Below are 22,130 nucleotides of genomic sequence, written 5' to 3'. Positions count from 1 at the left end.
AAACCGGGTAAACTGGCCGAAATGGATAGCCAAATATAATTTTTGTGAACTTAACAGAAGCAATGGCGGCAATCCTGGGGAGCTCGGCAACATGCGGTTTTAACTGACGTCTTTTACGGATGAGATCGAAGTACGGCTGTTTGTGGGTGCGAAGGCCACGCTACGAATCGATGGTATTGAGGTTGTAGAATTGGATACCCCAACCATGGTAACGAAACGGTGCCGTAAGACGTGATTTCGCACCAATAAACGGTAAAAGTCATATGAAAATTTTCTGTCGTTTGTTTAAGTTCACTCAATGTTAATTGCCGCACAGACACAAGACAGATCCCGCCTGTAGACTGTAACGCTTAAAACCTGATTCTCCAGGATAGCTGCTGGATCTCGAGGATTTCACTCGGAACTGCATAGGAGTAACTATACCATGAAATGTCGTATTATCACCGTGATCCGTGCCGACGCTTTCGGAACCATTCTGGTCGCTCTTCAGGCGGATGCAGTAACGGTCTGCTGCCCAACTATATGAACACCACACATTTGATTATTAAATCCCGTACTGTCGCTACGCAACTACAGAAAACGAATCCTAGTGCCGCGCGACATCTGATCAAGCTGATTGACCGCTGGGATGCCTTGCGTTTTGCGCAACGCAAAATATGCGATCGGAATCCCATGTGTGCGCTACCTTCTCCGCATAATGGGACACAACTTCTCAAGGAGATTCATGTCGCTAGCAATAGAACTTTATTTGTTATGCTGAATCACCAGTTATTTGATGCTCTTTGTCTTTGTGTCGGCAATGCTTACAAAGCTGATTCTTGGCTTGCGAAACGGGTGCAAGAGGTTGGTGATCTGTCTGACGACACGATTAGGTCATATCTTATGGTCATGTTTAAGGAAGTATTATCAAGACACGAACCTATCCATTTTAAAAATAATGAAGAGGCGGCAATAAGTTCTGTGATAAGCCACATTATTCAGTAGACTGGTGCCAATCAGCGTCTTTGCCCGGCTTAGTCAACGCCTAGGCAGCAACTACAAGGCAGACTGCTGGATTGTGGTTCGCTGTAGTGAGGTGAAACCTCTCTCAGCTGAAACCGTTCAGCAATACATCAATATGATGGTCGGAGAGATCGTTTGTCAGGAGAATGACCGTCGCACGCAAATCACACCAAATATTGAGGTGCGATTTGCTTAACCGTCTGGCTATACCGTAACCGTGCAGTCCCGGACAGCGACCATCACACAATTTGTATCATGCTGTCTCATGGAAACTTGCATTATGCTTCACGAAGAACTATTTTTGAGTAAGGTATAGCTTTGAGAGAGATGCCATGTGTGCTGCCCCCCCAGCAGACAGCTTGCAAACCCTCAAGGGACTCCAAGAAGCATTTCAGCCTCTGGCGTGCTCTATAAAAAAGTTCTTTGGGGTTGCGCAACTTTCCGTTACCACATGATAAAAGACCTTCTGGAGCACTGTCCAGATGAAGAAGTGGCCGATCTTGCTCACGATCTCTGGAAATCGTTGACAATGGAAATCACCTTTCTAGTCGGACAAGAAGGGTTTGATACGCTCTATGCAAGAAGCGTGTTTCTCACGGAAAACGCCTCACCCTGGCAGGATCATTCTGCACCTCAGCCTTTGGATAGACCCATAACAGATCCCTTACTACCCTCTGCTGAAATTCCCCTGACCCCTGCACAAATCCGCGTCACGACCCGTCAGTTGTTGAACGTTTTTATTGGTGTATTATCAACACTGATTGGAAACCAGGTCACTGCGCGAATTTTAGATGTTGCATGGAAGAAGTTCATGATGCATCCGGTTAAAGAGTAAAATGATGAACGATAACGTGATGATACGTCAGTTACCCACTGGTGTGCCTGGCCTAGATGCCCTGCTGGGCGGAGGGTTGCCGGAATTCTCCTTCAATCTGATCGCGGGCGCGCCCGGTGGCGGGAAAACCACTTTGGCCCATCAGATCATGTTCAGCCAGGCAGGACCGGATCATCGCGCAATCTTTTTTACGGTGTTAGGTGAACCAACCCTTAAAATGCTGCGCTATCAACAGCAGTTCAGTTTTTTTGATACCAGCAAGGTGAACGCATCCATTCGCTACGTCAATTTATCGCAAGACCTGCAGCAGGGGGACTTTGACCAGGTGTTGACCCGCATTGTGGATGAGGTGCAAGCCTACTCACCAAGCCTGGTTTTTGTGGATTCATTTCGTTCCGTGATGCAATCGGGTCCGCACGATCAATTTGCCATGCAGCGTTTCTTGCAACAACTGGGCATGGCAATGACCAGTTGGCAGGCCACCACCTTTTTAATTGGGGAGTACACCCCGTCAGAGGCGGCCTCCAGCCCCATATTTACCGTGGCGGATGGCATTATCTGGATGACTCAGAATCTGTACCGGGACACCATGGTGCGCAAAATACAGGTACTGAAGATGCGTGGACAAAGTCAGCGAACAGAGCAGCACACTTTTCGGATTCAAGAGAATGGCCTGGAGATTTTCCCTCGCGCAATTGCGGAATTGAGTGGCCAATTCCACTCCACTGCAGTGCCCGGTCACGAAAAACGCATGGCGATGGGTGTACCGGGGCTGGATGCGATGCTCGGTGGGGGGCTACCCACAGGATATGCGCTACTTGTGGTAGGCCCATCCGGATCTGGGAAAACGATTCTCGCCACAGAATTCCTGGCAGAGGGGGTGCGCCTGGGCGAACCCGGTGTAATTGCTGCCTTCGAGAAAAGCCCCAGTCAGTTGTTGAATAAAACCCTGTATAACATGGTGCAAAGCGGCCAGGTCGGAATGATCGACGCCCGCTCTCTGAGCCTGTCGATTGATGAAACGCTCCATAATCTGATCACCCGCATTCAGCACTTGCAGGCCAAACGGGTGGTTATTGATTCTCTGTCGGGCTTTGTGCTCGTTCTAGCCCCAGAGTTTCATGAAGAGTTCCGCAGTGCCTTATACCGCATGATTGCGGTACTCACCGGTATGGGGGTTACGGTGTTGATGACCTCTGAATTGGAAGATCGCTACACCGATTTGCGCTTTAGTCCTTTTGGGAGTGCATTTCTGGCCGATGCCATTATTGTACAACGATATGTGGTGATTGCTGGCCGCTTTGAACGGGTCTTATCCGTCGTCAAGGTTCGTGGCAGCGCACACAGCAAGGACATTCGACTGTTTGAAATTACGGATAAGGGCATTGTCCTCGGTGCGCCGCTCTCCGAGTATTCCGGTGTTTTGTCGGGAAACCCGATATTGGATGCGGGGCTGGGATACGCAGAAGAAGAGCGTGGCCCATGAGCGCGCATCCGCCAGTGGATGATTCCGAAGCAGAGCATTCTGACGAACACGAGCTTTTTTATCTTCGTCAGCAGAAGCAAATCTCAGAAGATGCCTCTGTCTCTGCTCGGGAACTAGCAGCCAGAACTCGGGAAGCTGTAGCGTATGCACGTGAAGAGGTTGTACACCAGCGAGAGGACTCAGTTCTTGTCCGAGAAGATTCTGTCATCTCTCGGGAGCAGCATAATAATGCCGTAGAGCTGCACCAGAGCATTATTGATGAGCAGCTGCTACTCTTGCGACAAGCCAATGCCCGGTTAGTGGTTGCGATGATTGAGGCTCACGAACTGGCTGATCAGGTGCAGGCAGCCAGAGATCAGCTCGACTACACCGCACAACATGATGCACTCACAGGATTACCGAACCGGGTTCTTCTGCAGGACCGACTGAGCCAGGCGATTGAGATCGCGCAGCGACAGACACGACCACTGGCAGTGATGTTTCTGGATCTGGATCGCTTTAAGCACATCAACGACTCCTTGGGGCATGGGATAGGTGATCTATTGCTCCAATCCATAGCCCACCGCCTGAAGGGTTGCCTGCGGCACTCCGACACCGTCTCCCGGCAGGGAGGGGATGAATTCGTGGTGCTACTCCCCAACATTGAGCATGCGCAAGACGCCGCACTTTCTGCCGAGAAAATCATTGCGACACTGGCACCTTCTCATCTGCTGAACGAACATGAAATACATATTGGTGTGAGCATCGGTATCAGTATTTATCCGGATGACGGAGGCGACACCGATACTTTGCTCAAAAGTGCAGATACGGCCATGTACTATGCCAAAAACAATGGAAGGGATGCCTATAAGTTCTTTGAGCAGGAGATGCATGCACGGGCCTTGCAGCGGCACGCGACAGAAGTCGACTTACGTCACGCCCTGGAACGGCGGGAATTTATCCTGCATTATCAGCCCGTGGTGCATCTGCGCAGCGGTAAGATAGTGGGATTTGAGGCACTGGTGCGCTGGCAGCACCCAGAACGAGGTCTCCTGCTCCCCGAGGAATTCATCCCTATTGCTGAAGAGAGTGGTCTGATCCTACCGCTGGGTCGTTGGGTACAGCATCAGGCTTGCAGTCAGGCACAAAAGTGGATCATGGCGGGCTTTGCACCCATGACCGTCGCCCTGAACACTTCGGGCTTTGAGTTCCGAAACAAGGATTTTGTAACCAGTGTTCGAACCATGCTTGCAGAAACAGGCCTGGAGCCACGATTGCTGGAACTGGAACTGACTGAAACCGTTCTCATAAACAATACGGAATCCACTCAGGCGGTACTATCCGCGCTGGTAGAGATGGGCGTAAAACTGACTATCGATGACTTTGGCACGGGTTACTCCAGTCTACGCTACCTGCAGCAATATCCTATCTATGCACTAAAGATTGATCAGTCATTTGTCAGTCAGATGGTCATCAGTGAGGCCAGTAAATCGATCGTCCACGCGGTGATCAGCCTGGGCTCAAATCTGAAGATGCGGACCATTGCCGAAGGGATCGAGACCGCAGAGCAGTATGCGTCACTCTTGGCGCTCCATTGCGATGATGCACAAGGTTATTTCTTTTCAGAACCCGTAACCGCCGAAGCATTTGCAGCACTGCTGCATGCTGATATGTCGCATTAAAGGCAACACGCCGGACAAGATAATTGTCGCTGAGCATAGCCATATGCCTCGTAATCATTTGCTGGCACCCAATTTATTTATAAGGAACGGATAAATTTCGCGGATTCGGGCGTATAGAACCCCACTGAGGAAAAAGTGAGTCATGCGGCCTTTTTGCGGGGTAGGTCATCGGTATCTGCCCAAAAGGCGGAAGTACTGCATTGTAATTTTCCGGTCTAAACTAGAGGCATTTATGGCAAAAAAGATATTCCTCTACGCGCTTCCCACGCTGAGCATGCTCATGTCTGGCTGTGCTTCAAACCTGCCGAACGCTGAACGCTTGGCGGCATTGCCGGTGACCGGGCCACCCAAGATCCAAAGCAACGGAAGGGAACTGCCTCCGGCCAAGAGCAAGGCGCTTATGGACAACCTCGAGAAGGAATCAGGCGCCACGAGCATCCTGACGCGGCAGTTAAAGCTGATGGAGGAGATAACCGGCAAGCCGATTATCGCGGGCAACGAAGCGATGCTTCTGACTGGACCCGAGGCCATTGCAATGATGCTGAAGGCCATTCGCGGCGCAAAAGACAACATAAATCTTGAGACGTACCAATTCAGCAACGATAAAACTGGCCGGAAATTCGCTGGTCTTCTACTTCAAAAGCAGGCTGAGGGTGTGCAGGTAAACCTTATATACGACAGCATCGGCAGTATAGATACGCCCGCCGCCTTCTTCCGACGCTTGCGGGCGGGTGGTGTCAACGTCATCAAATACAACCCAACAGATCCTTTCCACCGCGATCACCGCAAGATATTGGTGGTTGACGGAAAGACGGTATTCACGGGCGGCGTCAACATCACCAGCGATGAGGCTAGCAGCGGGGACGAAAAAAACGCGGCAAAACCTTGGAAGGACGCGGACGTCATGATCCAAGGCCCGGCGGTCGCCGCATTCCAGAGACTGTTTCATGATACCTGGAAACGGCATAAAGGCCCCATATTACCAGAACAGGACTACTTTCCTCCTCTCAAGAAAGAAGGCGATGACTACGTCATGGCCATAGGGAGCAGACCCGGGGAGCGGAATCGCCTGACTTATTTGATGTATTATACCGCTTTCTCAAATGCCACAAATTACATCCACGTTACAGCGGCTTATTTCGTGCCGAATAGGGCAATTATAAACGCACTAACCGGCGCAGCAATGCGGGGGGTAGACGTCCAATTAATACTTGCGACCGAGAACGACGTCCCGATCGCAGTATATGCCGGGCGCTCTTACTATACCCATCTTCTTAAGTCCGGAGTCCGAATCTACCAGCTGAAAGGGCGTATCCTCCATGCGAAAACCGCAGTGATAGACGGTATATGGTCAACCGCAGGTTCCACGAATCTGGACATGTGGAGCTTCGCAAACAACAAGGAGGTTAACGCCGTCATAGTAGGGAAGGACTTTGCAGGCAAAATGGAGGCGATGTTCGAAAACGACTTGCGGAATTCAAAGAAGATAACTCTGAAGCAATGGCGGAAGCGGTCGATCTTTGAAAGATTCAAGGAATCGTTCGCACGCCTGTTCGCGAACTGGCTTTAATCCGCGAAATTGGAGTCCGGCAGAGGATTTCGAGGAAGCTGCGCCGCGAGCGGGTCGGCACGACCTCCAAAAAGCAGGAAAACCGCTCCAAGAGGCGGAGAGAAACGAGACAATAAAGGGTATGGTAGTGATTCCGACTTTTTACCAAGGGTCGGTCGCACAGCACCATTACGGTGTCAAGCACTCTCACCGGAGAAAATGGCAACGGGTGGTTTTCCCAAGTTGCGTTTCTGGGAGGATTACTTTTTCTTCGAGAAGGCCATTATGGTGGACCCATGGGTCCACCATACTTTGGGTATCCCCCACCCTACGCGATCGGGTCGTGCAGACGGCAACGATGATGGTCATAGAACCAATTTTCGAAGCTGATTTGCAGCCCGAGCAGTATGCATATCGGGCGGGGCGGAATGCGCTGACGGCGGTGCGGGAAGTGCATAGTCTGCTGAAAACGGGTCACAAACAGGTCGTGGATGCGGACTTGTCGAGCTATTTCGACACGATCCCGCACGCTGAGCTCATGAAATCAGTGGCGCGCCGGATAGTAGATCGGCATCTGCTGCATCTCATCAAGATGTGGTTAGATGCCCCGGTGGAAGAAGGCGATGGGCGGGGAAATATGCAACGAACGACCGTGAACCGGGATCAGGGGCGAGGCACCCCGCAGGGTGCTCCCATCTCACCATTACTATCCAGTATGTATATGCGACGGTTTATTTTGGGATGGAAGCAACGCGGATACGAAGAGCGCTTCGGGTCGCGAATCGTCTGTTATGCCGATGATCTCGTCATTTGCTGTCGGTGGCAGGCGGAACAAGCCATGGCCGCCATGCAGGATATGATGGGGAGGCTGAAGCTGACGGTGAACGCAGAAAAGACCCGGATATGCCGGGTTCCGGAGGCTTGCTTCGATTTTCTGGGCTATACCTTTGGGCTGTATCACTCGGAAAAGACAGGGTATTCCTATGTTGGTATGCGTCCATCCAAGAAGAGTGTGCAGCGGATGGTCGCCGCCATTAGCGCGGAGACGACGTCACAAAAGGGATTGTTGGATGCCAAAACGGTGGTGGAACGTCTGAATCGGATGCTGGAGGGCTGGGCCAATTACTTTTACTTGGGCCCTGCCCGGAAAGCGTACCGCGCCTTAGACGAACACGCCACCCGACGGCTCCGCCGGTGGTTGTGCATGAAGCATAAGGTGGCGAAAAGCGGGGGAACGCGCTTCCCGCATAAGTACCTATACCAGGATCTGGGATTGGTACGCCTACCTGAGCGGATGCGGAACCTTCCGTGGGCGAAAGTGTGATGTCTTGTCCGAGAGCTGGGTGCGGTAACACCGCACGCCCAGTTCGATGAGCGGGATGTGGAAACGGGGTTATGGTTCGGCTATTGAGACACCGCAAACGAAAGGGCGGACAACAGAGTAGGCCATACCTAACGCTACCGCGTCACATCTCGACTCTACGTCATTGGGTGTAGCGCAAGCACAAGGGATGCCCGTAGGCGCCAGGATGAAACTTTATTGTCCACCATCACCGGGTCGGCAAAGGCGGTGGGGCTACTCAGGATGATACTTCGTGAAACGTGGAAATTGTTCAAAACGTAGAATCAATGGGATACGGCTGATCCAGGATGATACTTTTTTGTCCGTTAACAGGAATGACTCATGAGTAACGCCAGGACAACACCTGTCTTCGCCACCACTCGCGTGGACTATGAGAGAGTTACCGGCCGGAATGAGGCGCATTGGATTGTGGTGGATCAGCCACAAATGAATTATATTTAGTCTGGAAATGTAATTCAGGAGAGGGGCATGCGAAGCACGATCACAACACGCGGGCAGACGGTGATTCCCATTGAAATCCGCAAGCGTTTTGCGCTGGGGCCAGCGGATGGTTTGGAATGGATAGTGGAAGGAAAAGAAATTCGCGTGGTGCCATTGCCGCGCGACCCGGTTGCGGCATTCCGTGGGCAGGGCAGGGGGCAATCCACTGAGCGGTTGCTGGATGACCGTGATTGGGATCGACGGCAGGAATGAGCGCGTCGGTCTGGATACTGGATACGTCTGCGCTGTTGACCTTGCGTGACGACGAGCCTGGCGCGGATCGAGTAGCTGACCTATTGGAGCAGGCCAAGCGGAGAGAAGTGGCGTGTTGTGCGTGCTTTATGACCGCGATGGAATTGCTCTACCGCGTCTGGAAGGACGAAGGAGAATCTGCGGCACGGCTGGCCTACGAACAGGCGCAATCGTTACCCATTGTCTGGGTACACGAGAGCCCGGAATTACTGGTGGCCGCCGCCGAAATCAAGGCAAAGCATCGCCTATCGTTAGCAGACGCATGGATTGCGGCAACCGCCCGTCTGCGCAACGGGACTTTAGTCCATAAAGACCCGGAGTTCAGCAGCCTCCATATCCAGCAGGAAGCCCTACCCTTCAAGTAGGAGATACCCATGTCACAAAGCAGTGGATTACTGGTCATTGACCTGCAATACGGATTTTCGCCCAAGCCGGATCTGGTGGAGCGTATCCGGGATGCCGCCCAAGAGTATTCTGTCGTCGTGGCCACCCGATTCGTCAACCTACCCGGCAGTCTGTTCACAACCCGCTTGAACGATGGCCACGATGGCGGAGCGGTGATCGACGTGGGGCATGAAATCGTCCTTGAAAAAACGGGTTACGGGTTGAACCAGGCGGCAATCGACGCCTTGCGGGAATTTCCGGAGATCACCGAATGGGGCTTGGTTGGTAGCCGGACCGGTGCCTGCATTATGGCCTGTGGTTTTTCTCTGTGGGATGCGGGCATTCCCTTCCATGTAATTCGGCACCTATGCGTGGAGGAAAAAGGACCATTGTGCGAAGTGGTGGATGCGGTTTTGCAGCGGCAGTTTGGGGTGTGATTTATGGAAGCGAACGAGAAGCCTGTGGCAATAGCGATGCCCGCGAATGGCTCTCGGATCTGCGGGAACTGGCGATGAACAACATCCAGCAGAAACAGCAGCAGGCGATGACGGTTATGCAGGCGATGCATACTGCCGCGCAGAGTGATCCCCTTAACAGGGTGCAACCCTATTATGCACAACAGCAGAATCCCGGTTGGTGGCCAGGGTACCAGGGGATGCTCCAGCAAGGCTTCGCACAGCCGCAACAGCAGGGCGATGGTGGGTTCTTCTCGGAGTTTATAAACTCCGGCTTTGGCCGTGCCATCGAGATAGGCGCGGGATTCGGGATCGGGGACGACCTGATCAATAAGCTGTTCTGATGCTCCACTGGTTTCTCACCACCCTGGCCGCCCTGATTCATGCCGCCAGTCCGATCCTCAAAGCCTACGGCCTGCCGGCGATGTTCGCGTTACTCTTTGTCGAGAGCGCGGGCGTGGTCTTCGCGCCCGGGGAGGCTATGATCGTGGCTGCTGGATTCCTCGCGGCCAAAGGGCTGTTCCCGGTATGGGTGGTGCTGCCTCTGGCGATGGTCGCGGCGACCCTGGGCGGATATGCGGCCTATGGTCTGGGGGACCGCTACGGACACAAGGCCTTGCTGCGCTATGGCCGCTATATGGGCATCAAACCGCCCATGGTGGATAAGGTCCATACCTTCTTCTGTCGTTTCGGCGCGCCCGTGGTGCTGGTCGGACGCTTCATCGTGCCGCTGCGCCAATTGCAGGGTTACATGGCCGGAGCCTCGGAAATGGGATTCCGGGCGTTTGCAATATGGAGCGCGATAGGTGCCGTGCTGTGGGTGGCTGCCTGGGGCGGTGGGGCATTTTTGCTGGCGGAGAGGATCCCTGTGTGAAGCTGTTCGCCATGATGGCTCTGGCCATCTTCGGTCCACTGGTGGTTTTTGGTGGCGGAATAGCCATTTTTATGGAGTAACCCTGAATCAGGGCAACGCCTCGACTTATAAGATGGCTATTTTACTTCCTATAGAATGGATTATTGGTACTGGAGCAATTTTCATCAGCCTGATCGAGAAAACAGCTAAGACATGAAAGGCAAACCATTAGGCTCCCTTCTCTTTTTCTCGTTGGTAGAACTATATTTCCTGCTTACGCTTGCCATCGGCATCTGGGAAAAGAAAATACCCGTCATGCTCGGTCATTTTGATTATGGTGATGCGTCATTTACCGCGCATCCTGTGTGGTATACTTTTGGCGTGATGGAATGGGCGGTACTTTGCATGTTTTGTGGCTTCATTATTTGGCGGGTATGGAAAAGAGGATAACGTATGCTGGTACGAAAGCTCGCTGCTAGGCCAGATTTGGATATTCCACTATTTCTGGGCGCGTTGTTGCTCCCCGTTGCGACGTTCATGCTGTGCTCCGTAGTCCCGCCGCTGGATTTTACCCGAGCCTTGGCACACAACGGTAAACCCGGCTTCGGGGTCGTATTGCTTATCGGATCGGTTGTGGCTGCTGCCAGCTTCTTGCTGGTTCTCAGGGAAGCCAGATCGGTTCGTGCATGGCAAAAGCATGCGGATCACGTGATTCGAGAAGAACCGAGATTTAAATCCGTACCATCTGGAGAAGTGGCGACTCCATCTTTGGCTGATCCCGAAAGCGTGTTTATGTCCAATAAGAAAAGCGAAGTCCTGCTTCAAAGCTGGACCAGCACATGGTTTTTGTTATTCGGCATCATGATCGGTGGTTTTGCGTTGATGAACCCGCCAGCTTCGCATCCGTTTGCGTGGCGTATCGGGGGAGCGGCTTTCTTTTTTGTTGCCTTCTGGTTTTTTCTGATGCGCTTCAGATGGTCTCCATGGGGCATTCCAGAAGTGGAGATTACGCGAGAAATCATCAAGGTACCTAATCCATCGTTTGTATCCATAGATGGCGCGACGAAACTGGTGTCCAAGTATCAAGAGCGAAAGCAATATATAGGTGTGTTCTCTATCCCGTTAAAAGAAATTACGTCCATTTCCTGGGCCGCTATCGGTTATAAAGGAGCGGCTGAACTGGTTATTCATGCAGGCGGATTTACCGTGGCCCACCCTTTGAGCAAAAAACCGCCTCTGGAAGTGATGCACAAGGCTTGCGTTATTCGGTCTTCCTTATCGGCCAGCGGCATTACACCAGATGCCATCGTGGTTTTCGCGGAACGCCTTATCGAGCAGGCCCATGGGGAACTCACATGATCTGGATATTCTCAGGTAAAAGGCATCACCGGGTTGGCGATTCCTATTTTGATATGGCCGAAGAAGGAGCAATACCTTGGGCTGTTGGAAAATCTGGTGTGACGGCGCTTGTGCCCCGAGTAACCCTGGTCCTTGTGCCTGGGGATCGGTGATTCAGTCTCCGGACGGCGTCCGCACGGAACACTTCGGCTTCATTCAGGCGGTGGGCACCAACAATATCGCCGAACTGACCGCCGCTGCGGAATATGACCGCATTGATGCCCGTACTATCTGAGGAGTCAATCCATGGAAATCAAAGCCATTCATGAGGAGTGTGATTATACGGCGGCGTTGACCCTGGTAGATCGCCTGTGGAATGCCCCAGCGGGCAGCCCGGAAAGTGACCAGTTGGAAGTGATCGCCATACTCATTGCGGACTATGAGCGGCAGCAGCACCCTGTTGATGATCCCGATCCTATTGCCCTGCTGGAGCATGTCATGGAGGCCCGTAGTCTTTCCCGTAAAGATCTCGAACCCTGCATTGGCTCTCGGGCACGGGTTTCCGAAGTGCTGAACCGACGGCGGCCACTCACCCTGGAAATGATTCGCCGCCTGTCAGAGCAACTGGATTTACCCGCCGAAATACTGGTGCGCCCTTATCCGACACGATCCCACGCTGCTTGGCCTGCCCCAGCCTGACCCGGCTGGTGAAGATACTGCCGCCAACAGTTACGTCTTTGAACGCCGCGTCGATATGGCCAAACCCGACGGTAGCGTCACCCGCGGTTATATCGACCTCTACCGGCGTGGAAGTTTTATCCTCGAAGCCAAGCAGACCGGGCAAGTGCTGGACAGCCACGGGTGGGAAAAGGCTATGCTTGCTGCTCACCCGGCTCATCATCAAAAAATGGGGAAATAACCTGGGCGTCAGACTACCCGCTACCATTGCCAGCGAAGCTCATCTCCGTGCGGGCCAAGAGGTAAGACTTTCGGTTGAGCATGGACGTATTATCGTTGAGCCAGTCAGCATAATCGCCAATCTGACGCTGGCGGATCGTCTCAATCTTTTCGATCCCGCCTTACATGGTGGTGAGGTCATGGCGGCTGAACAAGTTGGCGCTGAATTGTGGCGATGCCAGTGGGCTGGGTGCCAAATCCGGTAGGAAACCCTATGGATCGACTGCAGCCCTCATGCCGGAAAGGAAATGAGGTGTAACGGCTTGCAATCGAAAACTGCGTGCTCGCAATCAACAGGGATCGTCACCTCTTTCTGGTGTTATCTCCGTTACAACTTTATTTTTATCCTACAGCGGTGGGTCGAGGACCACATCCGGGACTCCGGATAAGACGGTTTCTATGGCCATGTGGTACGTATCCACCATCTTCAGAAAGCGCAGGCAGCAGTATGGGCGAAGGCGGATGGCAATTTACTCATGCACGGGTAGAAGAACTTCAGTTTGTATGTTATCGGCCATCGCACCCCGCGCGCGTTTTCGTGAACACCCCACCAAGCCATATCTCTGGTTGCTGCCTCCTGAAGTGTAGCAAAGAACTTTCCTGCTTTTTCGTTCAGGGACCCCTGCGACCAGTAGTTGGCTCTAATGGGTGGATACACGCCTTGCAATAGTTACTTGAGCATATTGATTACACTTTGATTCCAATGGCCACCGATCATTGTATATCCCTTTTTGGCTGCAGCGCACGAGGCAACCGTCATTTGTGGGTTATTTTTGGCACACCACACCATTTGAGTATGTAAAGCATCCGCATTTTTGCCCCGCGCAAACCAGGTAGCGTTATGTCCAGAATAAGGTCCCTGCCCTGCATGTGTGGAAGAAGAGCATCCAGCCAGACCAGTGACAAGCAGGCCGGTCGCAAATAGTGTCAGGAATTTTTGCCATCGCAGGTTTTGGATACCCGATAAATCAGCACCTGGGTGATCAGGTGACCCGAACACCGGTGACGCGAAAGGCACCGCTTGGTTATTATGAATAAATCCCTCTTTCCGGAAAACAGGTATTTTCATCATTCCTCTCCTTGATTGACGTGATTAAAAGATAAACAGTCAGAATTACGGCGATCATGAAACAGAAATGCGACACATGCTTGCCAGACCTGCACATCCTGCTGTTGACATAAATATTTCAGACGAGCAAACGACCAGCTTCAAGATTAGGATGAAGAATCTGGTCCTATAATATACGACGCTTTACCTGCTTGAAAACAGAAAATAGCCTGGTATGGGGGAACTCGCCAAAAACCAGAACCATTTAAAAAACCATATAAATCACAAACAAAATTATTGATAACGCATAAAAATAGTCTGATGATGGCAAGACTTCCGCTATTCGAGATTCTCCGTAGCTATAACGACCGGCAATAAAGGCTACCGTGTGCTGTTATCGCCAGATAAGGAATCCTCGTCTTTCAGGCAGGGGTGCTGTCAACGACCCTTAAATAGCGAGAGACCGGTTGTTTTAGAAACACCAATAATCGCGCCAGCGAGAATGGTCTTTATAAAAAGAATTAATAACAGCATGTACAGGACATACATAAGGCTAATGGTTATCCCAAACGCTTGGAATGAAATATACACGATTAACGCAACCATGGGAGTGATACTAAAAATTAAAAGATAATTTATTGCGTTGCTTGTAGACTTTGACATTTTCATGCCCTCCTGTTCTGTGGAGACGTGAAACGTTGTCTAATAAGTTATAACGTTGTTGCGCCCCCAATCCTGTACGGGAAGCTTATGGCTCTCGTGCCAATTACGCTATTACCGTTGTTTAGTATAGCACATTTTGGTCAGTTCACAGGGGGTGAACCTTTCCGAGGCGCCAGCGTTCGACAGCAATCTTGCAACTTATTGACGAATCTGGTGATGATGAATACGGCGGGGTTGCTCCAAAGGCCCGTTCTGGCGCAGTCCGGTGTAACTCGCACGTAAACGACTGCGCATGACCCAATGTAGAATCAGTGCCATGAAACAGCTGGACCAGATCAAGGCGTCTATGTTATAGCGACAGACTAACGCATAGCCTTACCGAATAGAAAGCCACTTTTCATCCAGGCACTACCAAGGAGTTTACATTGGTGGATCAAGACTCACAGCCTTCATTGATATGCAGTGCCACCCCGGCAACGCCGTCGAGTGGCCAAAACCTTGGGATCGTGACGCTCACCATGATGACTGCGGCGCTCTTCTTTACTCTGCGCAACATGCCAATGATGGCTGCTACCGGTCTGCAAATGATCTTTTTCAATATCGTCACTGTGTTTGCTTTCCTGGTACCCATAGCATTGGTGGCTGCGGAACTCGCCACCACATGGCCTAAAAATGGGGTATTTCACTGGGTGGAAGAGGCCTATGGAACGCAATGGGGTTTTACGGCGGTCTGGCTGCAATGGGTTCAGAGCGTATTTGGTATCGCATCTATTCTTGCTTATATTGCCGCAAGCCTGAGCTACGCCTTTGCACCGCAGTTCGCTAGCAACCGCTGGTTCGTTTTCAGCGTGATCATCCTGGTATACTGGGTTGCCACCTTAGCGAATCTCCGAGGCACCCGCGCTTCTGGCATCATTTCGGCGGTATGCCTGAGCAGCGGGGTGCTGGTTCCCAGCTTGGTTTTAATTGTCATGGCCATTATTTACGTGATCACTGACCATCCTGTTCATCTGAACCTAGCGCTCACCCCGGACAACTGGTTGCCGCTTTTGAATCCGCAACACCATCTTTTACTCTTTCTCAGTTTCATTTTCGGGGTGGTGGGCATTGAGGTATCCGCTGGGCACGCCCGAGAAGTCAAAAACGTGCAACGCAATTACCCCATTGCCGTATTCGCTGCCGCCATCATCGGCTTTATCATTACCCTGCTGGGGGGACTCGCGGTCGCTATCGTAGTGCCTGCCACCCGGCTAAATATGGTGTCCGGCACGGTACAGGCACTTCAACACCTATTTACCGCATGGCATCTGGGCATGTTGTTGCCTTTCGCCGCCATACTCATAGCTTTTGGCGCTGCTGGACAGGTAAGCACCTGGATTTTGGGGCCTATCAAGGGAATATGGGCCGCTTCCCGTACTGGAATTTTGCCTACATCATTTCAGGAAGCCAACCAGCATGGGGTTCCTCGCAACCTGCTTCTGGTTCAGGCTGTTTTCATGAGCACCGTGGCCCTGCTCATTCTCGTGATGCCTTCGGTAAACATGGCGTTTCTGCTGCTTACCTCACTCGCGGTGGTGTTGTATTGCTTTATGTATTTATTGCTTTTTACAGCAGCTATACGGCTACGCTATACCCATCCGGATGTACGGCGCCCTTATCGTGTACCCGGGGGACGCAATTGGGGTCTTTGGTTAGTTGCCAGTACCGGTTTTCTGACATCACTCACCTGTCTCTTCATTGGATTAATTCCGCCAGGACATATGCGGGAAGGCATTTATGCCCCAGCCATACTGGGATCTCTCGCGGTCATGGTCCTGTGCCCACTACTGCTGTATCGCTTCCGGCACCTCCCTTCTGCGAAGGCGTCCATCTGAAATGCTGAACACCCACTGTCTTCAAGGTACTGCCACCATCGTATAATTAAGGAGTTACTGCATGGTTAAACACTTCACCGAAGATAGCAATCTTACTCCTGCTTATGGTTCACGCACTATGGACCATACGATTCCTAAATACCGTCTGCCAGACAACGAGATGCCCGCCCAGACCGCCTATCAGCTCATCCATGACGAGTTGATGCTGGATGGTAATGCCCGCCTGAACCTGGCCACTTTCGTTACCACCTGGATGGAGCCGGAAGCCGAAAAGCTCATGGCAGAAACTTTCGATAAAAACATGATCGACAAAGATGAATATCCTCAGACGGCGGAAATCGAAACGCGCTGTGTAAATATGCTGGCCCGTTTATTCAATGCGCATCCGGATGAACACCCGGTGGGTGTTTCTGCCATAGGCTCCAGTGAGGCGGTCATGCTGGCCGGCATGGCACTCAAGTGGAACTGGCGTAAGCGTCGTGAGAAGGCAGGGGCATCGGCAGCCACCCCCAATCTGGTGATGGGTCGCAGTGTGCAAGTGGTCTGGGAAAAGTTCTGTCGCTATTGGGAGGTGGAGCCGCGCTATATCCCGATGCATGAGGATCGTTACACCCTTAAATCAGAGGAAGTGCTGGCACTGGTAGATGAAAACACCATTGGCGTGGTGACGGTGTTGGGGACGACCTTTACCGGTGAATTCGACCCTATTGCCGAAATACATGACGCACTGGTTGTCCACAACCAGAAGACCGGTTTGCAGGTGCCCATCCACGTGGATGCCGCCAGCGGAGGCTTTGTCGCGCCTTTTTTGCAGCCGGATCTGCTTTGGGATTTTCGTCTGCCTAATGTCGTTTCCATTAACACATCAGGCCATAAGTATGGTTTGGTATACCCGGGCGTGGGTTGGGCTCTCTGGCGTGGCGAAGCCCACCTGCCTGAGGAACTGGTATTTCATGTCAATTATCTGGGTGGAGATATGCCCACTTTTACCCTCAATTTTTCACGACCGGGTAACCAGATTGTTGGTCAGTACTACAACCTGCTGCGCTTGGGTCGTGCGGGCTATACGCGGATTATGCGTAATCTACGTGATACGGCCTTGTGGCTTTCTGGGAGTATTGCCCGCATGGGTCCCTTCGTGCTGCTCAGTGACGGTAGCAGTATTCCGGTGTTCGCCATGCGGCTCAAAGACAGTTCACGCTTCACGGTATTCGACTTGTCGCGACAGTTGCGGATGCGTGGCTGGCAGGTGCCAGCCTATACCTTGCCGGAAGACGCCACGAAATTGGCCGTATTACGGCTGGTCATTCGCGAGGGGTTTTCCCGGGATATGGCAGATTTGCTGTTGAAGGATTTAAAACAGGCCGTCACCGATCTGGAGCAGACACCACCGACACAAAAAAGTCAGGACGATGGGCGGCGCTTCCACCACAATTAAAAAATGACAACGCATGATCTGCGCGGTCCGCCGATCATGGGCACCCCGAAAAGCGTACATCCTGGTCACCGCCATTTTCTGCTCAGGTGGTCACGATGGGTCAACTTTTGGTCTTTTTCGTGAGCGTCACGATGATGACGCAGGGAGTCTCCCTTCAAATCCAATTGGTGGGCACTTTGCAGCAGTCCGTCCAGTAACGCATCGGCCAAGGTGGGCTCGCCCAGATATTCGTGCCAATGATTCACCGGGAGTTGGCTGGTAATCAGCGTGGCTTGTTGGTTCACCCGGTCATCTAAGATAATCAAATCCACCTTGGCGAGCGTATTCAGATAACGCCCGAAGCTGCCATTACCACGCCACCGTCGTCTATCTCACCTAGCACCACATGTGCCGATGATCCTACGCACCGCCTGGATCATGCGCGATATTTGCGGGGTTGCCCTATCGTCGGGTGCCGTGGTCAAGCATGATTCATGCCGCAGTCGGCAATCTGGCCCCTACTGCCGCGCGCATTGTGGATGCCGTCCGGGACGCCCACATGGCCCATTTCGATGAAACCGGGATGCGGATCGCAGGCAATCTCCGCTGGCTGCATACGGCCGCGACACAAACCCTGACCCGGGGCGGTTCAGCACAGGGTGGCGTTATTACACGGCACCCGTTGCCATAGCCTATTCAAGTCGTAGCTGCGATGACCGCACGTAAGCGCTCTTCGTCATAGACTTTGCTTTCCACCTTGCAATATACCGCCCCTTCATCAGGAAACACGGCCACCTCCGCCACACCCGGCAACTGCAGGAGCCGCTGTGTCAGACCGTCAATATCCCTATCATCATCAGGTAATGGGAATATCCGCGTTGCCACATAACGCGGCGACCGCATGGTCAAGGCAACCACCAGCCAGATCAGGTAAATAGCGGCAACAGCCCAGAAGACGTCACTGTAGTTGCGTTGACCTGGCAAGTAGAGCAAACCTCCGAGGAGCCCGCCACAAAAGGCCCCGAAGAATTCAGCAGTCGTATAGACTCCCGTCGCGGTCCCTTTGGCTCCGGGGTGTGAAAACTTGGCGACCAGGGAAGGCAAACTCGCCTCGAGGATATTGAAGCCCACAAAGAACAGAAAAAGGGCGATGGCGATAGACCAAATATTATGGCCGGAGAGCGCCATCCAGACCACGGACGCCACGAGAATGGCAACGGCCAGGACAAACACTTCCTTGAGCTTGCGTTTGGCCTCGCCCACGATGATGAAAGGCACCATAGCTACGAAGGAAAGCAACATCACCGGCAAATACAGCATCCACTGGTCAGCCTGAGATAAGAGTGGATGATGGGAATCCACCAAAACCAAGGGCAAAACTACAAAAATAGCGGTCAGCCCGGTGTGCAGGGCAAAAATGCCGTAATTCAGACGCAACAAATTCGGATCCCGCAACACGGTTCCAAGAACTGCCGGGTTCATCTCTGCATCTCGGTGAAAGCGTGCTGGGACTTCCGGTATCACCTTATACAAAACACCGATAGCAAGAACGGAGAGTACCGCTGTCACCCAGAAAATCCCCTGCACACCAATCCAGTGCGCCAAAGGCGCGGAAAGCACCAACGAAACACTGAAGCTTATGCCAATGGTGATGCCGATGATGGCCATGGCCTTCGTCCAGCGCTCCTCGCGCACCAGGTCGGCGGTCAATGCGATGATGGCGGCTGCCACCGCCCCAGCTCCCTGAACGATACGCCCTACCAGCAGCCATTCGATACTGGTGGCCTGGGCGGCGATGACGCTGCCAATGGCGAAGATTAACAATCCGGTGGCGATGACTGGTTTCCGTCCCCATTTATCGGACAGTTTGCCAAAGGGAATCTGGAACATCGCCTGGGTCAAACCGTAGGCGCCCAAGGCGATGCCGATAAGGGCCGGATGCTCCATAGCCCCATGCAATCCATGGGCATAGACAGAGAAGACCGGTAATACCAGAAACAAACCTAAAAGACGCAGACCGAAAATCCCGGCCAAGGCGAAAATAGAGCGACGTTCCCGTCGCTCCAGCACGTTTTGCACTGCGGCCATACTTGTTCTCCTTATATGTTTGTTGGAAACAAAATTAACTCAAAGCCTAAGACAACGAAGCGTCACAATGGTTCTCCAATAAAATACATCAAGAATTACAATATGAAACACCACTTCCGCACTAAAAATTTAACAAATATCGGGTCCATCGTCAGATCGGGTGGGTAGATCCAGTCCCTATGAGACCATCTAATGCCTATCATTTGCAGCTTTTATTGTGCCAATAAAAATTGCACGAAAGACAGGATCACCCTTTACTTGATGGAGAATAGCTGCTGAAACGTGACCAATCCAATAAACCCATGCCATATAAGAAATGTATCTATGGATGCCAGAAAGCGTGGTAAAAGCAGCGGCTCCAGCAGGGGACGAGGATGCGCCGCGCCCACCGGGTATTACGAGAAAAATAAGCACACCGGTAATTGCTAATGCGGTCATGATAAGTATCCCAATACCATGCCAGAAACCAGGCAAACCAACGGTGCGTCCTGCCTGCGGCAGCCTCCCTTTAAATAGGGTGGTCATGTCCGCTTTTATCATGGATAACCCGCTAGCGTTCCATGGGAAAAGAATGGACGACTGCCCATCCGCATAGATCCATAACCACTCTACCAATAGGATGGCAGCGGCTAAAAGCCCAACCCATTCGTGAATAATGAAGTACATCCTAGTATTCGGGTCAGAGGTCCAAAAGCCTTCGAACAATTCAAAAGTCAATGTGCTTGACAATCCCATATGCAACCACCTGGTGCCACTATTCCATGATGTTTCCTGCATGAAGGTCTCCTTTTCATCGTTCGCAATAAAATTTAATTTTATGGGCCGGATGATTCATAGCCACATGCAGTCTATATGCGTTGACAGAGAATGCCGACAATGTCGGCCAAGACGAAAATGGAGCGATGTTCCCGTCCCTCCAGCGCGCTTTGTACTGTAGTAATATTCTATCTCCTTGTTAGAGCCTCCAGGAATATAAACATCAAAAGTTGATGCACACTCCTTGCTGTTGAGCAAAAAAGTCTGGGTCGGTGCGTAGATCACTTGTCTGCCATATTTTCCTCTACCGCATAATAATTTTCCGGTATCGACAAACCTTCACGATGCAGCGGCAGGGTATATATGCTGTCACGAAGGAATGCGCGGCGTACAGCAAAAGCAGTCAGGGCTGTCACCATGGCCGGCAGCAGAACATGGTAGTTTCCGGTTAACTCCACCACCATCACGGGCGCACTGAGCAAAGCCCCGGTGGTGGCCGCCACCATGCCGGCCATTCCACACAGGGCGAACAAGGCCGCCAGATGCGGGACACCGATAACGGGTTCCAGAAGCATTCCCAAACAACTGCCAAGTGCGGCCCCCATAAACAGGGAAGGCGAGAAAATCCCCCCGGAACCACCGGTACCGATCGTCAGGCTGGTCGCAATGGCCTTGAGGGCTAGCAAAAGCAGCAGGAGCAGCGGCCAATGCATCTGGTTGAGCAATATGCCGGATATCCCGGCATAGCTGCCGCCGATCAAATAGTAATGGCCCGTCAGCCGACTGGTGATATAGAGCAGGATGCCCACCAGCAACATGCCGGACATATGGCGCGCATAAGGATTTTGTAGCCGTTTCCGACTATAGGCATCGACACGGTCCATCAGCCGGATAAAGCCGAGACTCATCAGTGCCATGAGACTGCCCACCACGGCAAAAGTCGGCAACATGAGGCTGCCGTTCCAATGGCTGATGTAGGCATGGGCAAGGAGATGATCGCTCCCGAACACCTCCTGCGTCATCCAACTGGCAGAGACTGTTGCCACGAGTGTGGAAAGGACGGTCCAGGGCCGCCAGTCGGGCACAATCACTTCCATAGCCAGAAACCACCCACCCAGAGGCGCATTGAAGACGGCGGCGATACCGGCACCGACACCACAACCCAACAAATGGATGCGTCGGTGATCCGGCACCCGAAAAAGATGCCCTACCAGGGCACCGATAGCAGCACCGAACTGCATGGCCGGACCCTCGCGGCCAGCGGAACCGCCCGTGCCAATGGTGATGGCTGTCGCCACCGGTCGTATGATCGCAATCACCGGCCGCATATGGCCCTGATCGGCATGCACCGCACGTAGTATCTGGCTGACACCGGCACCCTGCGCTTCCGGTGCAAAGTTGCGCACCAGCACGGTTACCAGCAGGGCGCCGATCACCGGCACAAGAATAATCCATGCGCCCCACGGGGAGACGGGAGTATGTTCCCGTGCGTTTTGCGCAATACCAAAAGTGCCTAAAATCGCTGCATTATGAATGCCGGCAATCAGATAATGGAAAAGTACGGCACCCAACCCGGTCAATAAACCCACTCCGGCACCCAGCAGAATCAAACCAGGACCTTCGTGATGCGGCTTGCGATGAAACCATGCGGAAAGTTCCATCAGAGTAC

25 protein-coding genes are annotated in these 22,130 nt (G+C 52.5%); 20 read left to right on the top strand and 5 right to left on the bottom strand.

The window, feature by feature from the left end; all coding sequences use genetic code 11:
- The first annotated feature begins 522 nt into the window (after window positions 1–522).
- The 17 genes from H2515_RS15165 to H2515_RS15085 all read left to right on the top strand — a co-directional run bounded on the left by H2515_RS15165 (window position 523) and on the right by H2515_RS15085 (window position 12,821).
- Window positions 523–984 (top strand): hypothetical protein, encoded by a 462-nt coding sequence (locus H2515_RS15165; RefSeq protein WP_198660525.1) that lies wholly within the window; start codon window positions 523–525, stop codon window positions 982–984.
- A gap of 421 nt (window positions 985–1,405) precedes the next feature.
- On the top strand, window positions 1,406–1,837 hold the full coding sequence (locus H2515_RS15160) for a hypothetical protein (RefSeq protein ID WP_232821442.1): 432 nt from the start codon (window positions 1,406–1,408) through the stop codon (window positions 1,835–1,837).
- Between the two features lies 1 nt (window position 1,838).
- Window positions 1,839–3,323 carry an ATPase domain-containing protein gene (locus H2515_RS15155; RefSeq protein WP_232821441.1) on the top strand — a complete coding sequence of 495 codons (1,485 nt, stop codon included), beginning with the start codon at window positions 1,839–1,841 and terminating at the stop codon, window positions 3,321–3,323.
- Entirely contained in the window at window positions 3,320–4,984 is a 1,665-nt protein-coding gene (locus H2515_RS15150; RefSeq protein WP_198660523.1) for a putative bifunctional diguanylate cyclase/phosphodiesterase, read from the top strand. Before H2515_RS15155 ends, H2515_RS15150 begins: the two co-directional genes overlap by 4 nt.
- A 232-nt stretch (window positions 4,985–5,216) precedes the next feature.
- Entirely contained in the window at window positions 5,217–6,554 is a 1,338-nt protein-coding gene (locus tag H2515_RS15145; RefSeq protein ID WP_198660522.1) for a phospholipase D-like domain-containing protein, read from the top strand.
- Window positions 6,555–6,675: 121 nt separating this feature from the next.
- The gene (locus H2515_RS15140) at window positions 6,676–7,857 is read left to right on the top strand and encodes a reverse transcriptase domain-containing protein (RefSeq protein ID WP_269802052.1); all 1,182 of its coding nucleotides are present in this window, start codon (window positions 6,676–6,678) and stop codon (window positions 7,855–7,857) included.
- A 507-nt stretch (window positions 7,858–8,364) separates the two neighbouring features.
- Window positions 8,365–8,589, top strand: a complete 225-nt coding sequence (locus H2515_RS15135) for an AbrB/MazE/SpoVT family DNA-binding domain-containing protein (RefSeq protein ID WP_198660521.1) — start codon at window positions 8,365–8,367, stop codon at window positions 8,587–8,589.
- Entirely contained in the window at window positions 8,586–8,993 is a 408-nt protein-coding gene (locus tag H2515_RS15130) for a PIN domain-containing protein (RefSeq protein ID WP_198660520.1), read from the top strand. Before H2515_RS15135 ends, H2515_RS15130 begins: the two co-directional genes overlap by 4 nt.
- Window positions 8,994–9,002: 9 nt before the next feature.
- Window positions 9,003–9,449 carry a cysteine hydrolase family protein gene (locus H2515_RS15125; protein ID WP_198660519.1) on the top strand — a complete coding sequence of 149 codons (447 nt, stop codon included), beginning with the start codon at window positions 9,003–9,005 and terminating at the stop codon, window positions 9,447–9,449.
- The gene (locus tag H2515_RS15120; protein ID WP_232821439.1) at window positions 9,446–9,811 is read left to right on the top strand and encodes a hypothetical protein; all 366 of its coding nucleotides are present in this window, start codon (window positions 9,446–9,448) and stop codon (window positions 9,809–9,811) included. The genes H2515_RS15125 and H2515_RS15120 overlap by 4 nt, the downstream gene beginning before the upstream one ends.
- Window positions 9,811–10,341, top strand: a complete 531-nt coding sequence (locus tag H2515_RS15115; RefSeq protein ID WP_198660518.1) for a DedA family protein — start codon at window positions 9,811–9,813, stop codon at window positions 10,339–10,341. Before H2515_RS15120 ends, H2515_RS15115 begins: the two co-directional genes overlap by 1 nt.
- A 192-nt stretch (window positions 10,342–10,533) precedes the next feature.
- Entirely contained in the window at window positions 10,534–10,770 is a 237-nt protein-coding gene (locus tag H2515_RS15110; RefSeq protein ID WP_065412573.1) for a hypothetical protein, read from the top strand.
- Window positions 10,771–10,773: 3 nt separating this feature from the next.
- Entirely contained in the window at window positions 10,774–11,679 is a 906-nt protein-coding gene (locus H2515_RS15105) for a hypothetical protein (protein ID WP_198660517.1), read from the top strand.
- A 76-nt stretch (window positions 11,680–11,755) separates the two neighbouring features.
- Window positions 11,756–11,953, top strand: coding sequence for a ribonuclease H family protein (locus H2515_RS15100; RefSeq protein WP_232821438.1), 198 nt, complete (start codon window positions 11,756–11,758; stop codon window positions 11,951–11,953).
- A gap of 11 nt (window positions 11,954–11,964) precedes the next feature.
- Window positions 11,965–12,357 carry a helix-turn-helix domain-containing protein gene (locus H2515_RS15095; protein WP_065413052.1) on the top strand — a complete coding sequence of 131 codons (393 nt, stop codon included), beginning with the start codon at window positions 11,965–11,967 and terminating at the stop codon, window positions 12,355–12,357.
- Between the two features lie 55 nt (window positions 12,358–12,412).
- Complete coding sequence (locus H2515_RS15090; protein WP_197052791.1) at window positions 12,413–12,577, top strand: hypothetical protein; 165 nt, start codon at window positions 12,413–12,415, stop codon at window positions 12,575–12,577.
- Window positions 12,537–12,821 carry an AbrB/MazE/SpoVT family DNA-binding domain-containing protein gene (locus H2515_RS15085; protein ID WP_232821437.1) on the top strand — a complete coding sequence of 95 codons (285 nt, stop codon included), beginning with the start codon at window positions 12,537–12,539 and terminating at the stop codon, window positions 12,819–12,821. The genes H2515_RS15090 and H2515_RS15085 overlap by 41 nt, the downstream gene beginning before the upstream one ends.
- Before the next feature lie 464 nt (window positions 12,822–13,285).
- Here the strand turns inward: H2515_RS15085 and H2515_RS15080 are convergent, their stop codons facing one another.
- The gene (locus H2515_RS15080; protein ID WP_141672336.1) at window positions 13,286–13,687 is read right to left on the bottom strand and encodes a hypothetical protein; all 402 of its coding nucleotides are present in this window, start codon (window positions 13,685–13,687) and stop codon (window positions 13,286–13,288) included.
- A 1,067-nt stretch (window positions 13,688–14,754) separates the two neighbouring features.
- Here H2515_RS15080 and H2515_RS15075 point away from each other — a divergent pair.
- Together H2515_RS15075 and H2515_RS15070 are read left to right on the top strand one after the other, a co-directional pair.
- Complete coding sequence (locus H2515_RS15075) at window positions 14,755–16,200, top strand: amino acid permease (RefSeq protein WP_198660516.1); 1,446 nt, start codon at window positions 14,755–14,757, stop codon at window positions 16,198–16,200.
- A 61-nt stretch (window positions 16,201–16,261) separates the two neighbouring features.
- On the top strand, window positions 16,262–17,638 hold the full coding sequence (locus tag H2515_RS15070) for a glutamate decarboxylase (RefSeq protein WP_198660515.1): 1,377 nt from the start codon (window positions 16,262–16,264) through the stop codon (window positions 17,636–17,638).
- 65 nt (window positions 17,639–17,703) lie between these two features.
- On the opposite strand, the gene H2515_RS15065 is transcribed toward H2515_RS15070, so the two are convergent.
- Window positions 17,704–17,943, bottom strand: coding sequence for an ATP-binding protein (locus H2515_RS15065; protein ID WP_269802051.1), 240 nt, complete (start codon window positions 17,941–17,943; stop codon window positions 17,704–17,706).
- A 161-nt stretch (window positions 17,944–18,104) separates the two neighbouring features.
- Here H2515_RS15065 and H2515_RS15060 point away from each other — a divergent pair, with 161 nt between their 5' ends.
- Window positions 18,105–18,308, top strand: coding sequence for a transposase (locus H2515_RS15060; protein ID WP_198660514.1), 204 nt, complete (start codon window positions 18,105–18,107; stop codon window positions 18,306–18,308).
- A gap of 5 nt (window positions 18,309–18,313) precedes the next feature.
- Here H2515_RS15060 and H2515_RS15055 read toward each other — a convergent pair whose 3' ends face one another.
- The 3 genes from H2515_RS15055 to H2515_RS15045 all read right to left on the bottom strand — a co-directional run bounded on the left by H2515_RS15055 (window position 18,314) and on the right by H2515_RS15045 (window position 22,122).
- Window positions 18,314–19,705 (bottom strand): MFS transporter, encoded by a 1,392-nt coding sequence (locus H2515_RS15055; RefSeq protein ID WP_065413047.1) that lies wholly within the window; start codon window positions 19,703–19,705, stop codon window positions 18,314–18,316.
- 189 nt (window positions 19,706–19,894) lie between these two features.
- Entirely contained in the window at window positions 19,895–20,482 is a 588-nt protein-coding gene (locus H2515_RS15050) for a cytochrome b/b6 domain-containing protein (protein ID WP_065413046.1), read from the bottom strand.
- Between the two features lie 260 nt (window positions 20,483–20,742).
- Complete coding sequence (locus H2515_RS15045; protein WP_065413045.1) at window positions 20,743–22,122, bottom strand: chloride channel protein; 1,380 nt, start codon at window positions 22,120–22,122, stop codon at window positions 20,743–20,745.
- Window positions 22,123–22,130: the final 8 nt, after the last annotated feature.

Source organism: Acidithiobacillus ferrivorans (assembly GCF_016250455.1).
In the GTDB taxonomy this organism is placed as follows: Bacteria; Pseudomonadota; Gammaproteobacteria; order Acidithiobacillales; family Acidithiobacillaceae; genus Acidithiobacillus; species Acidithiobacillus ferrivorans.
Note: the sequence above shows the minus strand (reverse complement) of the source record. Positions and strands in the feature narration are given on the sequence as shown.

Coding starts and splice junctions, on each gene's coding strand:
- H2515_RS15165 (WP_198660525.1), top strand. CDS start 523: ATGAACACCACACATTTGATTATTAAATCCCGTACTGTCGCTACGCAA.
- H2515_RS15155 (WP_232821441.1), top strand. CDS start 1,839: ATGATGAACGATAACGTGATGATACGTCAGTTACCCACTGGTGTGCCT.
- H2515_RS15150 (WP_198660523.1), top strand. CDS start 3,320: ATGAGCGCGCATCCGCCAGTGGATGATTCCGAAGCAGAGCATTCTGAC.
- H2515_RS15145 (WP_198660522.1), top strand. CDS start 5,217: ATGGCAAAAAAGATATTCCTCTACGCGCTTCCCACGCTGAGCATGCTC.
- H2515_RS15140 (WP_269802052.1), top strand. CDS start 6,676: ATGGTAGTGATTCCGACTTTTTACCAAGGGTCGGTCGCACAGCACCAT.
- H2515_RS15135 (WP_198660521.1), top strand. CDS start 8,365: ATGCGAAGCACGATCACAACACGCGGGCAGACGGTGATTCCCATTGAA.
- H2515_RS15130 (WP_198660520.1), top strand. CDS start 8,586: ATGAGCGCGTCGGTCTGGATACTGGATACGTCTGCGCTGTTGACCTTG.
- H2515_RS15125 (WP_198660519.1), top strand. CDS start 9,003: ATGTCACAAAGCAGTGGATTACTGGTCATTGACCTGCAATACGGATTT.
- H2515_RS15115 (WP_198660518.1), top strand. CDS start 9,811: ATGCTCCACTGGTTTCTCACCACCCTGGCCGCCCTGATTCATGCCGCC.
- H2515_RS15110 (WP_065412573.1), top strand. CDS start 10,534: ATGAAAGGCAAACCATTAGGCTCCCTTCTCTTTTTCTCGTTGGTAGAA.
- H2515_RS15105 (WP_198660517.1), top strand. CDS start 10,774: ATGCTGGTACGAAAGCTCGCTGCTAGGCCAGATTTGGATATTCCACTA.
- H2515_RS15095 (WP_065413052.1), top strand. CDS start 11,965: ATGGAAATCAAAGCCATTCATGAGGAGTGTGATTATACGGCGGCGTTG.
- H2515_RS15090 (WP_197052791.1), top strand. CDS start 12,413: ATGGCCAAACCCGACGGTAGCGTCACCCGCGGTTATATCGACCTCTAC.
- H2515_RS15080 (WP_141672336.1), bottom strand. CDS start 13,687: ATGATGAAAATACCTGTTTTCCGGAAAGAGGGATTTATTCATAATAAC.
- H2515_RS15070 (WP_198660515.1), top strand. CDS start 16,262: ATGGTTAAACACTTCACCGAAGATAGCAATCTTACTCCTGCTTATGGT.
- H2515_RS15060 (WP_198660514.1), top strand. CDS start 18,105: ATGATTCATGCCGCAGTCGGCAATCTGGCCCCTACTGCCGCGCGCATT.
- H2515_RS15055 (WP_065413047.1), bottom strand. CDS start 19,705: ATGGCCGCAGTGCAAAACGTGCTGGAGCGACGGGAACGTCGCTCTATT.
- H2515_RS15050 (WP_065413046.1), bottom strand. CDS start 20,482: ATGCAGGAAACATCATGGAATAGTGGCACCAGGTGGTTGCATATGGGA.
- H2515_RS15045 (WP_065413045.1), bottom strand. CDS start 22,122: ATGGAACTTTCCGCATGGTTTCATCGCAAGCCGCATCACGAAGGTCCT.